Below are 12,605 nucleotides of genomic sequence, written 5' to 3'. Positions count from 1 at the left end.
CAGGATGTCACTTAAGTCTGTATTGCATCAGTAGGCTCGGGTCAGGCTTGGAACGGTTCTCACCGCAGGCCCCGACCAAAGGACCCCGATATGTTCAGCAAATTCACCGGACCGCTCGCCCGCAAGCGTGCATCCCTCAACAAAGAAGACCAGGGATTCACGCTCATCGAGCTGCTGGTGGTTGTCATCATCATCGGAATCCTGGCCGCGATCGCCATCCCGATCTTCCTCAGCCAGCAGGACCAGGCCAAGGATGCTGGGGCCAAGTCCGACCTCGGCAACGCCAAGGTGTCCTATGTCAGCTACCTCGTGGAGAATCCTGGTGGCGATTCCACGGACTCCGCCGTGGCCCTCGCCGCCTATGGCTTCACCGCGACAGACGGTGCGGTGACGACGGTTAGAACGGGGGGAACCGATTTCTGCATCGACGTTCTCAGCGCCACGGAGAAGGAGTTCAGCATCAGGGCCGTGGGTGGTGTCGTCGATGACGCCTGCACCACCACCACCCAGTAACGTCCGAACGCGGACAAGTTTCACCTGAGTCGGTATCCGATTCGAGTTCTACCTCCGGGGGGTGTCGCGTACGCGACGTCCCCCTTTGGGTTCTTGCAGTCCAGATAATTGAGCGGTCGGCAGGAGGTGTGACATGAAACACCGTGGGAACGGCCGAGCTTCCGCAACCGACGCGGGGTTCGGCCTGATCGAGATTGTGGTGTCCATGTTTCTACTTGCCCTGTTGGCGGTGGCCTTTCTTCCCTTTCTGGTGCAGGGAATCACGAAGTCAAGCGTCAACAGCACTCTGGCAGCCGCTACTCAACTCGTGAACCGTGAGATGGAGGGTGCGCGGGCCCAAACCACGTGCTCGGCCCTCACTGCAACGACCTACTCTGTGCCTGATGCCCGCGGTGTAACGCTTCAGGTCAGGCGCACTGTTGGCCCTATTGACACTGTTGGAGCGAGCTGTCCGGCCTCGCTCACGTCCTATCCCGTCACTGTTCCCGTGGGCGTGACCGTGGCGCGCACCGACACCGGCGCCGTCGTGTCGTCGGCTAAAACCCTCATCTTTGTGACGGCGCAATAACGTGGCGGATAGTCGCAGTGATGGGTCTGAGGCCGGCGTCACTCTCATTGAGCTGATTGTCTATAGTGCGCTGCTCGTGGTCGTGTCGACCCTCGTGGTTGGATTCTTTCTGAGCGGACTCACTACGGTCAATCGGGTGCGGGATGTCTCGGCCGCCTCCAATACGGCACAGGTCGTGGCGGACTCGGTGGCGACCAACATTCGCAACTCCACTGATTTTGGGCTGTCGACACCGTCGGGAACCGATCAGTTTCTTGTTGCCCGCACCGCCCAACGCGGCGCCACCCTCACCTGGGGGTGTGTGGCCTGGTACTACTCGGCCGCCGGCGCAGGCACGATCTATTTCAAACAGTCCACGGCAGCAATTCTGGCTCCCACACCGGCCCAACTGGCCACTTGGATACTGGTGGAGGATAGTGTGACACCCGCCTCGGGGACGCGCATCTTCGCCGCGACCGGCCAGCAACTCAGCATGAATTTCGTAAGCCAGGCGGGCGCCTACCCGCCGGTCGTCATCTCAAGCTCGGCCACGAGCCGGGCCGGAGCATCGGGGAACCTCACATGCTTCTAATCCACAGACCACGGGTTATTCGGGTCCATGGGCGCGTCGGCGAATCGGAACACGGTTCCGCCCTCGCCGCTGTGCTGGGCGTGATGGCGGTCGGACTCATCTTTGTGTCGCTTATCACGACATCAATCGTGGGTTCCTTTGGCGTGAGTACCTCTGTTCGCGCCGGTGTTCAGTCAGGCGCCGCCGCGGATGCGGGAATTGCGGCAGCACGCCGGGGCCTCTACACCATCGGTAACTGTGCTGCGCAGCCCACACCCGGCAAGTATGTGTCCACGGTAGCTCCGGTGTATAGCGCGACCGTTGACTATTTTCGTAACGGCGCCTGGACCACAGGCTGTCCGCCTGAGACCGCCAATCAGGTTCGCATCGTGTCACGGGGAACGGCGCAGTCCTCCGGAGTGAACGGAGCACTCGTCGGGGACTCCACCTCAGTGGAAGCCGTGTTTACGTACGTGGTTCCGGGGATCATGCCGAGTGGAACGGCCCTTTACCTCTACAAGGGCGGCATTGTTGAATCAAACTCCGGCTTTGACATGACCGAGGCCCCTGCTGCCGGCCTCATGATCAAGAACGGCAATTTTGATTGCGCCAAGAATAACTCGGTGATCAACGGCAGCATGAGTGTGGCCGGCAATCTCACGTTCACCGGGTCGTGCACCGTGAATGGAAGCGCCTGGGTTGGCGGTACGGCGACACTTGGCATTGGGAGCATTCGCGACAACCTCACTGCAAGGGCCGTGAGTCCCAATCCCCCGGGGTCTCGCGTGGGTGGAATGTACAACCCCCCGGTTCCACCGGCTCCGGCACCGCCCACGGTGCCGCCGTGGACAGATCAGGGCTACAACCCGGCCGCGTGGATCGATCCCGCGGGTACTCCCTACGAGGTTAGGACTCTCAACACCCCGGCCGCCTGTGTTTTGCCCAATGGGAGCTTGGGCGGAACCAGTGCAGGTGCTCCGGTGATCCTTGACGGACGAGGCTGCACCCTAGGGGTGGCGGCAGGAAGTAACACGACAGTGAAGCTCACGAGTGACGTGGTCATTTTCGCTAACAGGTTTGATTTCTCGGGCACAAATTCCCTGACCTTCGCCTCATCGACGAGTACACCGCGCCGGCTCTGGTTCATCACGCCCGATCTCCAAGCGGACGCGCAGCCCACCTGTAACTCAGGCGTCACAGGCACTCAAGGAGATTTCTCCGTTGGTAATGGATTCGCTATCAGCGACCCGGTCACCGCGCTGCTCTACACGCCCTGCGCTTTCAACGGCGTGAACGGTTTCACCTGGCGCGGTCAGATCATCTCGGGTCAATACAGCTCCCTGAAGAACAACCCGAGTTTTACTTTTGCGTCTCTCGGACTCCCGGGCGTGAATCTCACCACCGGTGGCCCCAGCTCAACGATCACCACCCCCCAGCCCGGTGCAGTTATTTCTCGGCGAGAAGTGACGGGCTGATGAAAGAGGCACAGAAATGACACGCAACATTGTGGGTATCGATATTGGTACCGCAGGCATCCGCGCCGTTGAACTCGCGGATGCCGACAAGCCGTCGCCGAGGCTGGTGCATTACCGCGAGGTGGCGCTCCCCACCGGAGCAGTGGTGCGGGGCGAAGTGGTGGAACCCAATACGGTTGCGGACGCGCTCAAGAGCCTCTGGTCTGCCGGTGGGTTCACGAGTAAGCGCGTGGTTCTCGGCATTGGAAACCACCGTGCCCTAGTGCGCGATCTGACCGTGCCCAAGATGACGATCACCCGTATTCGCGAGACGCTGCCGTTTCTGGTGCAGGACCTGCTTCCGGTTCCCGTTGCTGACGCCCTGCTGGACTTCTACCCCATCTCGGAGGTCGACGGTGAGACCGGGCCCGAGGTCAAGGGTTTGCTCATCGCAGCAGTGAAAGAAACGGTGCGGGGTAACATCGCGGCGGTGAAACTCGCAGGACTCACGGTCGTTGAGGTAGACCTCATTCCGTTCGCGCTCATTCGCGCGCTGTGCCGGGGCACCACCTTTGCAGGGACTGTGGCTCTCATCGATGTGGGGATGGCAACCACGTCCGTGGTGATTACCCACGCCGGGATTCCCCAATTTGTGCGGCTGATTCCCGCTGGAGGCGGCGACGTCACGCAGGCGCTCATGAGCGCGCTGGGGATTGATGAGCCGACTGCCGAAGCCGTGAAGCGGGAGACGGGGCTCGTTCCTCTGACTGTAGCCACTTCACCGGCCGCCGTGTCGATCGCCGAGTCCACAGCAGAGCTGCTCAGCAGCCTTCGCAACACCGTGAACTACTTTGCGAACACCCGCCCAGAGATGCCGGTGACCGGCCTTGTGCTCACCGGTGGCGGAATTGAGCTGCAGGGCTTCTCCGCAGCGCTGGAGGTGCTGACCAGGCTGCCCCTTCTCACGGCAGACCCGGTGCGCACGGTGACGCTGGGCCGAGGAATTGATGCCGCGAAGGTGACCGCCCGAGCGGCCACGTTTGGCGTAGCACTTGGCCTGGTACTGGGGAGCGCATTATGAGCACGACGCAATCCACCGACGAGGTGCAGTTCGGTGCGGAACCGCGCGTGGATTTGCTTCCACCGGAGGTTCGGCTGCGCAAGCGCGAACGAATCATTCTGCAGCGTCTGGGGGGAGTTCTCGTGATCGTGTCGCTGCTGGTCGGAGCGGGAATAGCCGCATCCACCTGGCAAGCTGCCGAGGTTCAACGCGAGTTGGTGCTCGCGCAGCAACGCACGGTGGAGCTGCTCGCGGCTCAGGCGCAGTATTCCGGGGTTCAAAAGATGCAGAGCGACCTCGATGGCACGAAGGTGGCCCGCGAATTTGGTGCGTCAACCGAGATCGATTGGAAGGCCTATGTTGCCGAGATCCAGTCTCGACTCCCCGCTGACGTGGGCGTGAGCTCGTACTCGCTGGAGTCCGCAAGCCCGTTGGTGATCTACGAACAGCCCACTGTGCCCCTGCAGGGTCCTCGCACCGCGACGGTCAGGGTCGTGTTTGCGGCACCGACCGTGCCGTCGTTGCCACCCTGGCTGGAGGCGATGGAGAGCCTGCCCGGATATGCAGACTCCTACCCTCCCGTCATCACCCGAGTAGAAGGCGGCACCTACACGGTGGATTGGTTGCTCCATATCAATGAAGACGCTCTCACCCAGCGATTTGCGCTACCAGAAGGGCAGTGACCGTGGACAAGAACAGGCTCTGGGTGATCGGCGCGGTGTTGCTGATCGGCGCAATTGCTGTGCTCGGCTGGGTGCTGGCCATCTCGCCTAAACTTGCGCAGGCGCAGGTGACGGAAGAGAGTCTCGCCGCTGCGGTGTCCGAGAACGCTGCCTACGAAGCGCAGGCTGAAACATTCAAAAAGCAGTTCGAGAACCTGGACGCCTTACAGGACGACCTGGCTGCGGTTCAGGAAGCCGTGCCGAATTCGGCGCAGATTCCGGCCGCCATTGATGAAATCGGTGCGATTGCCGGCGCCAGCCAGGTAAGCATCTCCAGCATTATTCACAATGAGGCACAGGCCTTCGACCCGGTCGCCGTCGGTGCGCCGGCCGCCGTCGCAACGACCGACGCCGCTACCCAGACGGATGCGTCCGCTACCGGCGCTCCCGCGGCGGCTACCGCACCGGTTATCGACCCGCGCATTACGGCAACCACTTTTGCGGCGATCCCGGTTGTGATCGTTGTGGACGGCAGCGGCCCGGCGGGACTCGACTTTGTCTCGGGCCTGCAAAACGCGGCTCGCCTCTTTGCGGTTACGTCCGTGTCTACGGAGCCTGCTGCACCGGAGACAGGGTCTGTAACCACCACCATTTCCGCGCTAATGTACGTCTACGCGGATTCGACCATCCTCACAGCGGTGCAGTAGACCGTCTCGTTTAGCCCCTAAAAAAACCCCTCGTTTGGGGGACAATTCGCGTAGTCTAAGACCAGCGCGTTACGAGAATACAAGGGGTGTGAGCATGACGAAACCACTGCTGGCCCCGGTGGTGTGGGCGCGCGCTGCACGCTCGGTGCACCCTCGTCTGATGCTGGCAGTCATGGGACTTCTTCTGGTGGTGGTGCTGGCCGCTGCGATTGTGACCACCATCACCATCAGCATGCTGGATATCATTCCGCTGTCTAGCGGAGTGTTGCCTCACCGGCCAATCCCCGACGGTGGCGGCCCCGCACTTTAGCCCGTGAAGTCAGGCAGAGCCCCCGCCTTTGCTACCGTTGACTCGATGCGGTTCGAGCCGCCCAGAGCGGGAGGCAATAGTGCTGGTTTTTGTCTGGGCCGTTGCGTTTGCGTTCATCTACGGGCTGGTGATCGGCTCGTTCCTCAACGTGGTGATCTACCGAGTGCCCCGCGGCGAATCCACTGTGTCGCCGCCCAGCGCGTGCCCGCAGTGTGGCACGCGCATTCGGCCGGTGGACAACATTCCCGTGCTGTCCTGGCTGCTTCTCTGCGGACGCTGCCGTCACTGCGGGGAACCCATCTCGCCCCGATACCTTTTTGTTGAGCTGGGCACTGCCCTCACGTTCGCGGCCATCACCTGGTGGGCTCTGCGGAACGGACTGCCGGCGGACACCGCGGGAGTCATCGCTCTGGTGCTCGGCCTGATTGCGCTGCTCTATCTCGCGGCGATCAGTGTGGCGCTTGGCCTTATTGACGCCGCAACCCGTCGACTTCCCAATCGCATTCTCTTTCCGGCATATTGGGTTTCTGCCATCCTCTTAGCCGCCACCGCCCTCGTGGCCGGGGAGCCGGAACGTCTGCTGGGCGCGCTCGGGGGAGGCGCAGCTCTCTTTAGCCTGTACTTCGCTCTCGCCATCATTCGCCCGGGCGGCATGGGCTTTGGTGACGTCAAGCTCGCCGGACTTCTCGGGCTCTATCTCGGTTGGTTCGGGTGGCCGCAACTGATCGTTGGCGCCTTTGGTGCGTTTCTGCTCGGCGGCCTGTTCGGCCTCATCCTGCTGGCAATCAAACGCGCGGGTCGCACGAGCAGCATTCCCTTTGGGCCCTGGATGCTCGCCGGAGCCTGGATCGGCATCCTGTTCGGTGATGCCCTCGCCTACGGCTACCTGAGGCTCTACGGTTTGGCGTGACGCGCCGCGCGCCCCGGCCGCCGTGAGAAAAGGCCTTGGTACTATGGCAGCGTCAGCCACCATTCAGGCCACGAGGAGTGCAGCATGAGCGACACCACACCCAACGACGGCACGAAGAATCCCGAAACGGATGCTGCGACGCCCGTCGAGCCCACAACGCACGGTGCCGATAGCGGCCAGCGCGAGGAAACAGCCACCGACTCTCGCGCGGTCGACCACGAGCGGCTTGAAATCGACTACGCCGCTGCTGCCACCGAGGAACCCGAAAACTTCGCCGGCACGGGATCGCACGCTGCCGCACCGAGCCTCGCCGATGACTACGCGGCACGGAGCGACGCACCCCGAAGCGACGCTGCCCCGACCGAGAGTGCTCGCCAGGCCGACGACACGGCCGTTGTCGCGCCGCTGATTTTGCCGCCTGCCGCGCGCGAGGCCACCCCGGCCGTCATAGCGGAGGCCACTGCACAGCCCGTTGCCGCCAGCTCCGTGGTCGAGCCGGCCTACGTGCCCGTGCCAGTTGCGGAAACAGGGCCAGTTGCGGAAACAGGGCCAGTCGCTGAAACGATACCGGTCGCTGCTCCCGTTGCCCCCACACCTATTTATGTGCAGGCACCGCAGAAGCCCGTGTATCGCAGCAACCGTGGTGGAGGAATCCTTATTGCTCTTCTCGCCACGGCGGTCTTTACTGTGCTCTACTCGATTGCCATCTTCGTGATCGCCGGTGTCACCAGTACCACCCTCTCGGTGGCAGCCACCACGTTCACCGAGTTCGCGGTGCGCCCGGTGTTCTACATTCCGGTCATCTTCTTCTTCCTTGCTCTCTCCATTTTGGTCGCCATCGTGAACCGCGGAGGCTGGTGGGCGTACGTGCTCTTCGGGTTCCTCGTGGCCGTCGTGGTCTACTTCTCCTACATCGGAGGAGCGCTCCTCACCGTGCAGGCCTGGAACCTCTCGCCGGCCGAGGCCGCACGATTTGTCTCGACCCAGTGGCTGAACCCCGGCGCAATCGCTGCCGCGGTCATTGCCCGTGAGGTTCCCATCTGGACTGGTGCCTGGATTGCCCGGCGCGGCAAGAGCGTCACCAAGCGCAACACGGAGGCGCGTGCAGAGTACGATCGCCTGTTGGCTGAAGGCCCACACCTCTCCAAGTAGCACCAGATAGACTCGCGGCGAGGTCGCGGTCGGTACGGGGCCGAACCGAAGGAGACGTCGTGCGCGAGTACCAAAAGTACGCCATCACGCTCAGCATCTTTGCCGCCGTGCTTTTCGCGGCGCTGATCGTGGCGGTTTTCGGGGTGGGCAGTTTGCTCACCAACCGGGAGGTGATTGCCGATCCGCAGGCTGGTCCTCTCGTGGGCCCGAGCATCGTGGTCGTGGTTGTGGTGTTCGTGCTCCTCCGCATGGTGCTGATCGGTATACGCACCCGGCCCGAGAAGCAGCGCGTCATGCTTGGCTACTCAGCAGTCACGGGCATCGCGACCTGGGGTGTTTTTGTGATCGCCGGCGCATTTTTTTTGCTCCTCGCAACGGGTGACACCCGGAGTGCAACCGCGCTCGGTTTTGAGATCCTCTTCGGGCCCTTTGCCGGTGTCACGGGGGTCTTCGCCTTCGCCGTCACCCTCATGTACTCCTGGTTGCTTGCGGCGCAGGTGGGTTCCGGCGGCCGGCCGCTGTGGCCGTGGGAACGACCGGGCGCGTAACACTGTTTTCGCGTATCCTTAGCATCATGGAGCGGTCCGTAGAGGCGCGGGTCAGCCACGAGGTTGATAACTGGTTGCGTTGGCTGCCGCGGTGGCGGCCAGGAACTCATCGCAGTCGCGCCCGCTTATGCCGGCAATGCTTCGGTTCGCCCGTCATTGCCGCCGCCGGCCTCAACGAAGATGTTCCGCACGCGGTGCAGCACGCACTGGCGATGCGCATGAAAATTGTGGTGGACGCATCCGTTGATGAGTACACGGAGAAGAACCTTCCCCTGCTCGCCCATGAACTGCGCCTGGACGAGGCACGACGTGCGCGTCGGCTGTACCGCCCCACCGACGGACTCGAGCCCGAATACACCGGTCTCGAGATTGATCCGCCCACCGTTCCCGGCGCACCGTACCTGTTCACGTTTGGTGAACTTGCTGCGTGGCCGGACGCCGACGAGACCGAGCCGGACCCCGAGCCGGAAGCACCTGCCCCGCCCCTGACCGCGCAACAGAAGGCCGCTATTTTGGCCGAGGTTGCGCTGGCTGACAAGTTCGCCGCCGAGGCTGGACGCCGGTTGTGCGCCGAGCTCGCCGGGCATCGAGAGCGGATGCGTGCGGCCGTCGCCGAGTTCGTCGAACCTCAGGTTCAGGCGCTGCTCGCCGACCTTGAGAACACGATCAACTCGCCGCTGTGGCCCAGTGGTTTCTGAGTCCGCGAGCACGGTTTGCTCTATTTGACCGCGGGGCATCGGCAGGTTACTGTTGCAAGGTGTGCGCTTTGTCGTGCGCCTGAAGTGTGCCTCGATTTACTGCGAACGTGAGTAATGAAGACATGTAGACAGTCGCGGCAGCCACACTGCAGGGTTTGCTCACCGAGCAGCCCCCACGGCATACCCAGCGAACTGTTCAGATGAAAATCTGTGTGGCGCGACGGGTCCAGATGAACTCGATGTTCCGGAGACGGCACGTCGAATGCTAACCATCACAACGCTGTCACCGTGCAGCAATAACAAGGAGTAATTAGTGCCCACCATTCAGCAGTTGGTCAGAAAGGGCCGTAGCCCCAAGGTCACCAAGACCAAGGCTCCCGCCCTGAAGTCCAACCCCCAGCAGCGCGGCGTTTGCACCCGCGTCTACACGACCACCCCGAAGAAGCCGAACTCGGCTCTGCGTAAGGTCGCCCGTGTCAAGCTGTCCAACGGCACCGAGGTCACCGCCTACATTCCCGGCGAGGGCCACAACCTGCAGGAGCACTCGATGGTGCTCGTGCGCGGAGGTCGTGTTAAGGACCTTCCCGGTGTGCGTTACAAGATCATTCGCGGCGCACTGGACACCCAGGCCGTCAAGAACCGCAAGCAGGCTCGTAGCCGCTACGGCGCAAAGATGGAGAAGAAGTAATGCCTCGTAAAGGTCCCGCTCCTAAGCGCCCCGTAGTAGCAGATCCGGTTTACGGTGCCCCCATCGTCAGCCAGCTGGTCAACAAGATTCTTCTCGACGGCAAGAAGGGTCTTGCCGAGCGCATCGTTTACGACGCACTCGCCGGCGTTTCCGCCAAGAACGAGCTGGATGCCGTTGTCACGCTGAAGAAGGCACTCGACAACGTGCGCCCGACCCTCGAGGTGCGTTCGCGCCGCGTTGGTGGCTCCACGTACCAGGTGCCCGTTGAAGTGAAGCCGCACCGCGCCAACACCCTGGCGCTTCGTTGGTTGACCAGCTACGCCAAGGCGCGTCGCGAGAAGACCATGACCGAGCGTCTCACGAACGAGATTCTCGACGCGAGCAACGGCCTGGGTGCCGCTGTGAAGCGTCGTGAAGACACTCACAAAATGGCCGAGGCGAACAAGGCCTTCGCTCACTACCGCTGGTAGTCATCTTCGTTGGTTGATCGTGTCGACACCTTCTGGTCTCGACACGATCAACCGACGAGGGCTTTGTTCCACTCTTTCCACCCCTACCCTTCCGGAGGACCCCTGTGGCACTTGACGTGCTCACCGACCTGAGTAAGGTCCGCAATATCGGCATCATGGCTCACATTGATGCTGGCAAGACCACCACGACTGAGCGCATCCTGTTCTACACGGGTGTCAACCACAAGATCGGTGAGACCCACGACGGCGCCTCCACGATGGACTGGATGGCACAGGAGCAGGAACGTGGCATCACGATCACCTCCGCTGCGACGACGTGTTTCTGGGACAACAACCAGATCAACATCATCGACACCCCGGGTCACGTTGACTTCACGGTTGAGGTGGAGCGTTCGCTCCGCGTCCTCGACGGTGCTGTTGCCGTATTCGACGGCAAGGAGGGCGTTGAGCCCCAGTCCGAAACCGTGTGGCGTCAGGCCGACAAGTACGACGTTCCCCGCATTTGCTTCGTCAACAAGATGGACAAGCTCGGCGCCGACTTCTACTTCACGGTTGACACCATCATCAAGCGCCTCGGCGCCAAGCCGCTGGTCATTCAGCTGCCGATCGGTGAAGAGTCAAGCTTCGAGGGTGTTGTCGACCTCGTTCAGATGCGTGCACTCACCTGGCGCGGAGACTCCAAGGGTGACGTGGAGATGGGCTCGAAGTACGCCATCGAAGAAATCCCCGCCGACCTCGTGGAGAAGGCTGCAGAGTACCGCAAGCTCCTCCTCGAGACCGTTGCCGAGACCGACGATGCCCTCATGGAGCGTTACTTCGCCGGTGAAGAGCTGACTGTCGCCGAGATCAAGGGCGCCATTCGCAAGCTCACCATCAACAGCGAGATCTACCCGGTTCTCTGTGGTTCTGCATTCAAGAACCGCGGCGTTCAGCCGATGCTCGATGCTGTTATCGACTACCTTCCGACCCCGCTCGACGTGCCTGCCATTGAGGCACACGACCCGCGCGACGAGGAAAAGGTCATCATGCGTCACCCGGATGCCGAGGAGCCCTTCACGGCCCTCGCATTCAAGGTTGCGGTGCACCCGTTCTTCGGTCGCCTCACCTACGTGCGCGTGTACTCCGGCCGCCTCGACAGCGGAGCTCAGGTCATCAACTCGACCAAGGGCAAGAAGGAGCGCATCGGCAAGATCTTCCAGATGCACGCCAACAAGGAGAACCCGGTCGGTTTCGTTACCGCCGGTCACATCTACGCGGTCATCGGCCTCAAGGACACCACCACCGGCGACACCCTGTGCGACCCGAACCAGCAGGTCGTACTCGAGTCGATGACGTTCCCTGACCCGGTTATCGAGGTTGCCATCGAGCCGAAGACCAAGCAGGACCAGGAAAAGCTGGGCCTTGCTATTCAGAAGCTTGCTGAAGAAGACCCCACCTTCCGTACCGAGCAGAACCAGGAAACTGGCCAGACGGTAATCAAGGGAATGGGTGAACTTCACCTCGACATCCTCGTCGACCGCATGAAGCGTGAGTTCAACGTGGAAGCAAACGTGGGTAAGCCCCAGGTTGCGTACCGCGAGACGATCCGTAAGGCCGTCGAGCGTCACGACTACACGCACAAGAAGCAGACCGGTGGATCCGGCCAGTTCGCGAAGATTCAGATCGCGATCGAGCCGATGGAAATCACTGCTGAGAAGTCGTACGAGTTCCTGAACAAGGTCACCGGTGGACGTATCCCGCGTGAGTACATCCCCTCCGTGGATGCCGGAATCCAGGACGCCCTGCGCGTGGGTATCCTTGCCGGTTACCCCATGGTCGGCGTTCGGGCGAGCCTGCTCGACGGTGCCGCACACGACGTTGACTCCTCGGAGATGGCGTTCAAGATTGCCGGCTCGATGGGCTTCAAAGAAGCCGTTCGTAAGGCAAACCCCGTTCTGCTCGAGCCGCTGATGAGCGTCGAAGTACGTACCCCTGAGGAATACATGGGTGACGTTATTGGAGACCTCAACTCGCGTCGTGGGCAGATTCAGACCATGGAGGACGCACAGGGCGTGAAGGTAATTCGCGCACACGTCCCCCTCTCCGAGATGTTCGGATACATCGGTGACCTGCGGTCGAAGACCTCAGGCCGTGCCGTGTACTCGATGACTTTCGAGAGCTATGCGGAGGTCCCGAAGGCTGTAGCCGACGAGATCATCAACAAGAACAAGGGCGAATAGCCTTTACGGTGGCCCTCGGGCCGAATCGCTTAGGCCACCTGGCCCGAGTAACATAAGTAGACACATCCAGCGCATCCTCCGATTGTTCACAAAAAC

Annotated in this window: 15 protein-coding genes; all 15 read left to right on the top strand. The window is 61.8% G+C overall.

Annotated elements, in window-relative coordinates; genetic code table 11:
- Positions 1-90 precede the first annotated feature (90 nt).
- Entirely contained in the window at positions 91-513 is a 423-nt protein-coding gene (locus H4V99_RS13910) for a prepilin-type N-terminal cleavage/methylation domain-containing protein (RefSeq protein WP_280679270.1), read from the top strand.
- Between the two features lie 133 nt (positions 514-646).
- Positions 647-1,081 (top strand): hypothetical protein, encoded by a 435-nt coding sequence (locus tag H4V99_RS13905; protein WP_280679269.1) that lies wholly within the window; start codon positions 647-649, stop codon positions 1,079-1,081.
- Between the two features lies 1 nt (position 1,082).
- Positions 1,083-1,652: a hypothetical protein gene (locus H4V99_RS13900; protein WP_280679268.1), complete on the top strand. Its 570-nt coding sequence runs from the start codon at positions 1,083-1,085 to the stop codon at positions 1,650-1,652.
- Positions 1,643-3,106 (top strand): hypothetical protein, encoded by a 1,464-nt coding sequence (locus H4V99_RS13895; RefSeq protein WP_280679267.1) that lies wholly within the window; start codon positions 1,643-1,645, stop codon positions 3,104-3,106. Before H4V99_RS13900 ends, H4V99_RS13895 begins: the two co-directional genes overlap by 10 nt.
- Before the next feature lie 16 nt (positions 3,107-3,122).
- A complete protein-coding gene (gene pilM, locus H4V99_RS13890; RefSeq protein WP_280679266.1) occupies positions 3,123-4,166 on the top strand; it encodes a type IV pilus assembly protein PilM in 1,044 nt (347 codons plus the stop codon).
- Complete coding sequence (locus H4V99_RS13885; RefSeq protein ID WP_280679265.1) at positions 4,163-4,828, top strand: hypothetical protein; 666 nt, start codon at positions 4,163-4,165, stop codon at positions 4,826-4,828. Before pilM ends, H4V99_RS13885 begins: the two co-directional genes overlap by 4 nt.
- On the top strand, positions 4,825-5,514 hold the full coding sequence (locus H4V99_RS13880; RefSeq protein WP_280679264.1) for a hypothetical protein: 690 nt from the start codon (positions 4,825-4,827) through the stop codon (positions 5,512-5,514). Before H4V99_RS13885 ends, H4V99_RS13880 begins: the two co-directional genes overlap by 4 nt.
- Before the next feature lie 94 nt (positions 5,515-5,608).
- Complete coding sequence (locus tag H4V99_RS13875; RefSeq protein ID WP_280679263.1) at positions 5,609-5,824, top strand: hypothetical protein; 216 nt, start codon at positions 5,609-5,611, stop codon at positions 5,822-5,824.
- Positions 5,825-5,903: 79 nt separating this feature from the next.
- On the top strand, positions 5,904-6,734 hold the full coding sequence (locus H4V99_RS13870; protein WP_280679262.1) for a prepilin peptidase: 831 nt from the start codon (positions 5,904-5,906) through the stop codon (positions 6,732-6,734).
- 84 nt (positions 6,735-6,818) lie between these two features.
- Positions 6,819-7,886 (top strand): hypothetical protein, encoded by a 1,068-nt coding sequence (locus H4V99_RS13865; protein WP_280679261.1) that lies wholly within the window; start codon positions 6,819-6,821, stop codon positions 7,884-7,886.
- A gap of 59 nt (positions 7,887-7,945) precedes the next feature.
- Positions 7,946-8,434, top strand: a complete 489-nt coding sequence (locus H4V99_RS13860) for a DUF6121 family protein (RefSeq protein ID WP_280679260.1) — start codon at positions 7,946-7,948, stop codon at positions 8,432-8,434.
- A 26-nt stretch (positions 8,435-8,460) separates the two neighbouring features.
- Entirely contained in the window at positions 8,461-9,132 is a 672-nt protein-coding gene (locus tag H4V99_RS13855; protein ID WP_280679259.1) for a spermidine/putrescine ABC transporter substrate-binding protein, read from the top strand.
- Between the two features lie 313 nt (positions 9,133-9,445).
- Positions 9,446-9,820 carry a 30S ribosomal protein S12 gene (gene rpsL / locus H4V99_RS13850; RefSeq protein WP_035834602.1) on the top strand — a complete coding sequence of 125 codons (375 nt, stop codon included), beginning with the start codon at positions 9,446-9,448 and terminating at the stop codon, positions 9,818-9,820.
- Positions 9,820-10,290, top strand: a complete 471-nt coding sequence (gene rpsG, locus H4V99_RS13845; RefSeq protein WP_035834603.1) for a 30S ribosomal protein S7 — start codon at positions 9,820-9,822, stop codon at positions 10,288-10,290. Before rpsL ends, rpsG begins: the two co-directional genes overlap by 1 nt.
- Before the next feature lie 104 nt (positions 10,291-10,394).
- Complete coding sequence (gene fusA / locus H4V99_RS13840; RefSeq protein ID WP_280679258.1) at positions 10,395-12,509, top strand: elongation factor G; 2,115 nt, start codon at positions 10,395-10,397, stop codon at positions 12,507-12,509.
- Positions 12,510-12,605 lie beyond the last annotated feature (96 nt).

It is taken from the genome of Cryobacterium sp. CG_9.6, from assembly GCF_029893365.1.
Taxonomy (GTDB): domain Bacteria; phylum Actinomycetota; class Actinomycetes; order Actinomycetales; family Microbacteriaceae; genus Cryobacterium.
Note: the sequence above shows the minus strand (reverse complement) of the source record. Positions and strands in the feature narration are given on the sequence as shown.